The sequence below is a fragment of the uncultured Microbacterium sp. genome (assembly GCF_913776565.1).
GTDB lineage: Bacteria > Actinomycetota > Actinomycetes > Actinomycetales > Microbacteriaceae > Microbacterium.
On sequence record NZ_CAJYPF010000044.1, the window covers coordinates 1 to 5,451 of the forward strand.

General features: G+C 71.6%; 6 protein-coding genes and 2 pseudogenes. 5 read left to right on the plus strand and 3 right to left on the minus strand.

Translation table 11 applies throughout. The annotated features are described in order from the left end of the window. Together QZ433_RS02820 and QZ433_RS02825 are read left to right on the plus strand one after the other, a co-directional pair. Positions 1–681, plus strand: a 681-nt coding sequence (locus tag QZ433_RS02820) for an enoyl-CoA hydratase-related protein (protein ID WP_295779916.1), incomplete at its 5' end; no start/stop codon positions are given. A gap of 74 nt (positions 682–755) precedes the next feature. Further along, complete coding sequence (locus tag QZ433_RS02825) at positions 756–1,541, plus strand: hypothetical protein (RefSeq protein WP_295779917.1); 786 nt, start codon at positions 756–758, stop codon at positions 1,539–1,541. Positions 1,542–1,713: 172 nt separating this feature from the next. Here the strand turns inward: QZ433_RS02825 and QZ433_RS02830 are convergent, their stop codons facing one another. Further along, positions 1,714–2,001 (minus strand): Fe-S cluster assembly protein HesB, encoded by a 288-nt coding sequence (locus QZ433_RS02830; protein WP_295779918.1) that lies wholly within the window; start codon positions 1,999–2,001, stop codon positions 1,714–1,716. A gap of 113 nt (positions 2,002–2,114) precedes the next feature. Continuing rightward, on the minus strand, positions 2,115–2,966 hold the full coding sequence (locus tag QZ433_RS02835; protein ID WP_295779919.1) for a LuxR C-terminal-related transcriptional regulator: 852 nt from the start codon (positions 2,964–2,966) through the stop codon (positions 2,115–2,117). Between the two features lie 141 nt (positions 2,967–3,107). On the opposite strand from QZ433_RS02835, the gene QZ433_RS02840 reads away from it, so the two are divergent. Together QZ433_RS02840 and QZ433_RS02845 are read left to right on the plus strand one after the other, a co-directional pair. Next, positions 3,108–3,461: a DUF485 domain-containing protein gene (locus tag QZ433_RS02840; protein ID WP_108319199.1), complete on the plus strand. Its 354-nt coding sequence runs from the start codon at positions 3,108–3,110 to the stop codon at positions 3,459–3,461. Then, the gene (locus tag QZ433_RS02845; RefSeq protein WP_295779920.1) at positions 3,458–5,074 is read left to right on the plus strand and encodes a sodium/solute symporter; all 1,617 of its coding nucleotides are present in this window, start codon (positions 3,458–3,460) and stop codon (positions 5,072–5,074) included. The genes QZ433_RS02840 and QZ433_RS02845 overlap by 4 nt, the downstream gene beginning before the upstream one ends. A 65-nt stretch (positions 5,075–5,139) precedes the next feature. Here the strand turns inward: QZ433_RS02845 and QZ433_RS02850 are convergent. Further along, a pseudogene (locus QZ433_RS02850) lies at positions 5,140–5,328 on the minus strand (MGMT family protein); the annotation flags it as partial. On the opposite strand from QZ433_RS02850, the pseudogene QZ433_RS02855 reads away from it, so the two are divergent. After that, positions 5,327–5,451, plus strand: a pseudogene (locus QZ433_RS02855) (MGMT family protein); the annotation flags it as partial. The pseudogenes QZ433_RS02850 and QZ433_RS02855 sit on opposite strands and share 2 nt — an antisense overlap.

The window sequence follows — 5,451 nt, forward strand, 5'->3', positions numbered from 1 at the left end:
GACCTCGCCGCCGCCTACGACCGCGCCGAGGCCGACGGGGCCCGCGCCGTGCTGCTGCGCGGAGAGGGCCCGTCGTTCTGCGCCGGTCGCGACATCTCGGGCGTCGACCCGGCGACCGACGACGTCGTGGGCTACCTCGACGACACGCTTACGCCCCTGATGCGCCGGATCGCCGGGTTTCCCGCGCCGACGTTCGCGGCCGCGCACGGGGCGTGCCTCGGGGTCGGGCTGGGCCTGCTGATCGCGACCGACGTGGTGTACGTCGCCGACACCGCGAAGATCGGTTCGCCGTTCGCGGCGCTGGGGGCGACCCTCGACTCGGGCGGCCACGCCCTGTTCGCCGAACGGCTCGGCACCCACGCGACGCTCGACCTCGTCTACACCGGACGGTTGATGTCGGGTGAGGAGGCGGTGCGGGCGGGCCTGTTCTCGCGCGTCCTCCCCGCCGACGAGGTGACGGATGCCACGACCCTGGCCGCGCGGCGCACCGCGGCGGGCCCGACGGCGGCGTTCCGCGCGAGCAAGCGCATCGTGACGGCGATCCGCGACGAGCGGCTGGGGCTGTGGGAGGCGATGGCGCTCGAGAACCGCGCCCAGGCGGCGCTGGCGGCCACCGAGGACTATCGCGAGGGCTTCGCCGCGTTCCAGGCGAAGCGCGCGCCGTCGTTCGCGGGGCGCTGAGCGCGCGCGCCACGGGCCGCGGTCGTGCGCGGAGCGGCTGTCGGCGGCGTCGGTCATCCTGATTGAATCGGGGGATGCCGAGCATCGACGACGAACTCGCGGCCCTGCGACGCCGGGCGTACGCCCCGGGCGGTGACATCGCCGCCGATCCCGCGGCGATGGCCCGCCTGGCCGAGCTCGAGGGGTGGGCGGCGTCCGGGGCGGCCCCGAACACGCGTGCCGTCGCAGCGGTACCCGACGCGCCGGCATCGGACGGCGGCGGCTGCGACGCCGACCAAGAACCCGGGGATCCGTTCGGTCCGACAGACTCCGACGACTCCGCCGAGCCGTTCCGGCATCCCCGATCCCGATTCCGGATGCCGCGGCCGCGCCGGTCGACGATGGTCCTGCTGACCGCCGCGGCGCTGGTGGTCGGCTGCGCGATCACGGCCCTCGTCGTCGTGCAGCGCGTGCAGACGGATCCGCTCCAGGTCGGAGCGACGCAGATCGCCCGGCTCGCGGCGGATCCGGGCTTCCCGGTGCCGAGTTCGTTCGCACGAGGGGTGTCCGGGGAGGTCACCGCGTACGAGGAGTTCCGTGGGTTCCGGGTCGCCTCGTATCCGGCGTTCGAGCAGGGGGAAGGGGCGTCGCGGTGCATGACCGTGTGGCAACCCGCTCTGCTGCAGCAGCTCGGCGACGGGATCTCGTACGACGGCCGGTACCTGCTCTTCGCGTGTGGAGCGGGAGTCTTCCCCGCGAGCGCGACGCTGCTGCTCGGCGCGGACGCGCCCGAGACGCGCAACACCGACCTTCCGGCCGGAACCGCCCTGCAGTTCGTCTACGACGCCGCCTCGGACGAGGTGGTGGTATTCGAGGGCTGAGCCTTCGGCATCCGTCCCGTCTTCCCCCGTGCGGCGCGCGAGACTGCACGCTGCTGACAACTCCGCGTCATGATGTCGCCGACTCGTCAGCCACGTACGGTCTCGCGGGCGGGAAGGGGCCCGCGCACGACGACGCCCCGGCGCGAACCGGGGCGTCGTCGACGAGCGGGTCTCAGGCCGCGGTGGTCACCGCGAACTGCACGGAGCCCTGCTCGGGGTCGATCTGCGCGTCGAGCACGCGATCGTCGAGCACGGCGGCGGCGTCGTCGTCGAGGAAGACACGCGCACCGGCGTTCTCGACGACGGTGTCGGACGGCTCGGGGGCCTCGACGACCGAGAGCGCGAACTGCGACTCGGGCGATCCGGCGCCCTGGATGCGCACCCCGCCCTGCGGGGCGTCGGGGATCTGCGCGGTGATGGTCTTGACGGCGGTCGTGGCCTCTTCGGTGAGCGTCAGCATGGGTGACTCTCCTTCTCTGATCGACGACAGGAGTCAGCCACGATGCCGAGAATCGGCGCCGCCCTCAAGCCCGGACGGCCATTGCCAGGGCTTTCCCACCGCTCGCTCAGGGGTCAGGGCAGCAGCCCGGCGCGCCGCGCCCGGGTCACCGCCGCGTGCCGCGTCGAGGCGTCCAGCTTCGACATCGCCGAGGCCAGGTACGACTTCACGGTGGTCTCGCGCAGTCCCAGGGATGCCGCGATCTCGCCGTTCGTCGACCCCACGGCCGCGCAGGCCAGCACGTCGATCTCGCGCCGCGACAGGTGGATGTCGGTGTCGGCCGGCCCGGTCGGGGCGTCGCCGGTGAGGGCGGCCAGTCGACCCTCGATGTCTTCGAGACGACGGCGCAGATCGTCGTCGCCGACGGTCGCCGCAATGCCCCGCAGTTGCGCGTAGCTCTCGCGGATCTCCTCTCGCGCGCCGGCGCTCATCCCGCCCTCGGGGGCGGGGGACCGGGCGAGTCGTCGCTCCACCTCCGCGCGCACGCGCAGCTCCGTGCCAAGCTCTCCGGCGATGTCGAACGCGGGGCGTGCCTCGACCTCGCCGACCGGGGCCTGCGCCCACGAGCCGCAGTAGAGCACGCCGCGCGCAGCGCCGCTCACGAGCACCGGCACCGCGAACAGCGTCGCGATCCCCTCGCCGAGGATCGCGCGGTCGTAGTCGTGGGTGATCGTGCGGGAGGTGCGGTAGTCCAGGGTCATGCGGGGTCGGCGCTCGACCAGGGCACGCCCCCCGAGACCGCGGGTGGCGTGGACGACCAGGCCGTCGATGCTGCGGGTGCGGGCACCCACGATCGTGGTCACGTGGACGGCGCCGTCGTGCTCGAGACCACCGAAGGCGACGGGGAAGTGCGTGCGTCGGGCGAGTTCGGACACGGCGTGCGACACGAGGGTCGCATCGTCTCGAAGAGCGGAGGGTGCGGACACGCACTACCTACTTCCGGGGGTGACGGCGTCGTCGCCGCGTTTCGTAGCGTCGACCCTACCACCGGGGAAGCAACGGCCGACCCGGACTTTTTCCCCCGATCGGCGCAGTGCTGTGCCGTACTCATGAGGCAAGGAGGCCACATGACGGATCGTCGGATCGACGACGCGCACACGAGCGGCGTCGACTACATCGCGGTCGAGGAGTCCGCCCCGTTCCGGGAGTTGAAGCGGCGTCAACGCAGCTTCGTCTTCCCGCTCGCGGTGGCGTTCCTCGTCTGGTACTTCGTCTACGTTCTGCTGTCGTCCTTCGCGCCCGGGTTCATGGCCCAGCCCGTGTCGGGCGCGATCACCGTCGGCCTGCTGTTCGGCCTGGGGCAGTTCGTCACCACGTTCGCCATCACGATGGGCTACGTCGCGTACGCGAATCGTCGCCTCGACCCGGGCGCGGAGCAGCTGCGCGACGAGCTCGAGCGTGCTGAGGGAGGTCGCTCGTGAACGACGTGCTCGCGTCCATCGACGCGGCCGTGCAGACGGTCGAGAACAACCCGGTGCTGAACATCTCGATCTTCGGCGCCTTCGTCGCGGTGACGCTGTTCATCGTCATCCGGGCCAGCCGCAACAGCAAGACCGCCGCGGACTACTACGCCGCGGGTCGCTCGTTCACCGGTCCGCAGAACGGTTTCGCGATCGCCGGCGACTACCTGTCGGCGGCGTCGTTCCTGGGGATCGTCGGAGCGATCGCCATCAACGGCTACGACGGCTTCCTGTACTCGATCGGGTTCCTGGTGGCGTGGCTCGTGGCCCTGCTGCTGGTCGCCGAGCTGATGCGCAACACCGGCAAGTTCACGATGGCCGACGTGCTGTCGTTCCGCCTCAAGGAGCGCCCGGTGCGCATGGCGGCGGCGATCACCACGCTCGCGGTGTGCTTCTTTTACCTGCTGGCGCAGATGGCCGGCGCCGGCGGTCTCGTATCGCTGCTGCTGGGCATCACCGAGCGCGTGGGGCAGTCCGTCGTCGTCGCCGTCGTTGGCGTCCTGATGATCGTCTACGTGCTCATCGGCGGCATGAAGGGCACCACCTGGGTGCAGATCGTCAAGGCGTTCCTGCTCATCGGCGGTGCCGTGGTCATGACCGTCTGGGTGCTGGCGATCAACGGGTTCAGCCTGAACACGCTGCTCGAGAGCGCGGTGGCGGCCTCTCCGAAGGGGGATGCCGTTCTCGCCCCGGGTCTGCAGTACGGCAAGAACCCGTGGGACTTCATCTCGCTGGCCCTGGCCCTCGTGCTGGGCACCGCCGGCCTGCCCCACGTGCTGATGCGCTTCTACACGGTGCCCACCGCGAAAGAGGCCCGTCGGTCGGTGGTGTGGGCGATCTGGCTGATCGGCCTGTTCTACATCCTCACCCTCGTCCTGGGCTACGGCGCGGGAGCGCTGGTCGGCTCCGAGGCGATCCTCGCGGCGCCGGGCGGCGTCAATGCCGCAGCCCCCCTGCTCGCCTTCGCCCTCGGCGGCCCGCTGCTGCTCGGGTTCATCTCGGCGGTGGCGTTCGCGACGATCCTCGCGGTGGTCGCGGGTCTGACGATCACGGCGGCGGCGTCGTTCGCGCACGACATCTACGCCAACGTGGTGAAGAAGGGCGACGTGCCGCCGGACGGCGAGGTCAAGGTGGCCCGTCGCACGGTGATCGTGATCGGCGTTCTCGCGATCCTCGGCGGCATCGGCGTGCAGGGTCAGAACGTGGCCTTCCTCGTGGCGCTGGCCTTCGCGGTCGCCGCCTCGGCGAACCTGCCGACGATCCTGTTCTCGCTGTTCTGGCGCCGGTTCACCACGCGCGGCGCGGTGTGGAGCATGTACGGCGGCCTGGGCTCGGCCCTGGTGCTGATCTTCCTCTCGCCGGTGTTCTGGGGCACGCCCACCAGCGTCTTCGTGAATACGGGGGTGGCGATCTGGCCCCTGAACAACCCGGGCATCGTGTCCATCCCGCTCGGCTTCTTCTTGGGCTGGTTGGGATCGGTGACCTCGCGCACCGCCGAGGACCGCCGCAAGGCCGCCGAGATGGACGTGCGCTCGCTCACCGGTTTCGGCGCCGAGAAAGCGTCATCCCACTGACGGTCACACCACGAGACAGGGAGCGCCCGGTCACCGCGTCACGCGGGGCCGGGCGTTCTCGTCGTTCAGCCCGCCGCCCGCAGGCCCCCGGCCGCTCCCTCGAGATCGAGCAGGTGCCGCTTGACCTCGGGATGGCCGCCGTACTCTCCGATCGAGCCGTCGGCGCGCACCACCCGGTGCACCGGCACCACGATCGAGAAGGGGCTCGAGGCGCACGCGGTGCCGACCGCGCGGGCCGCGCCGGGTGCCCCCGCGGCTTACGGCGAGGTCGCCGTCATGGCGGGGGCACCCGGCGCGGCCCGCGCGGTCGGCACCGCGTGCGCCTCGAGCCCCTTCTCGATCGTGGTGCCGGTGCACCGGGTGGTGCGCGCCGACGG

Excerpts from the sequence above, each read along its gene's own strand:
- QZ433_RS02825 (WP_295779917.1), top strand. The coding sequence starts at position 756 with ATGCCGAGCATCGACGACGAACTCGCGGCCCTGCGACGCCGGGCGTAC.
- QZ433_RS02830 (WP_295779918.1), bottom strand. The coding sequence starts at position 2,001 with ATGCTGACGCTCACCGAAGAGGCCACGACCGCCGTCAAGACCATCACC.
- QZ433_RS02840 (WP_108319199.1), top strand. The coding sequence starts at position 3,108 with ATGACGGATCGTCGGATCGACGACGCGCACACGAGCGGCGTCGACTAC.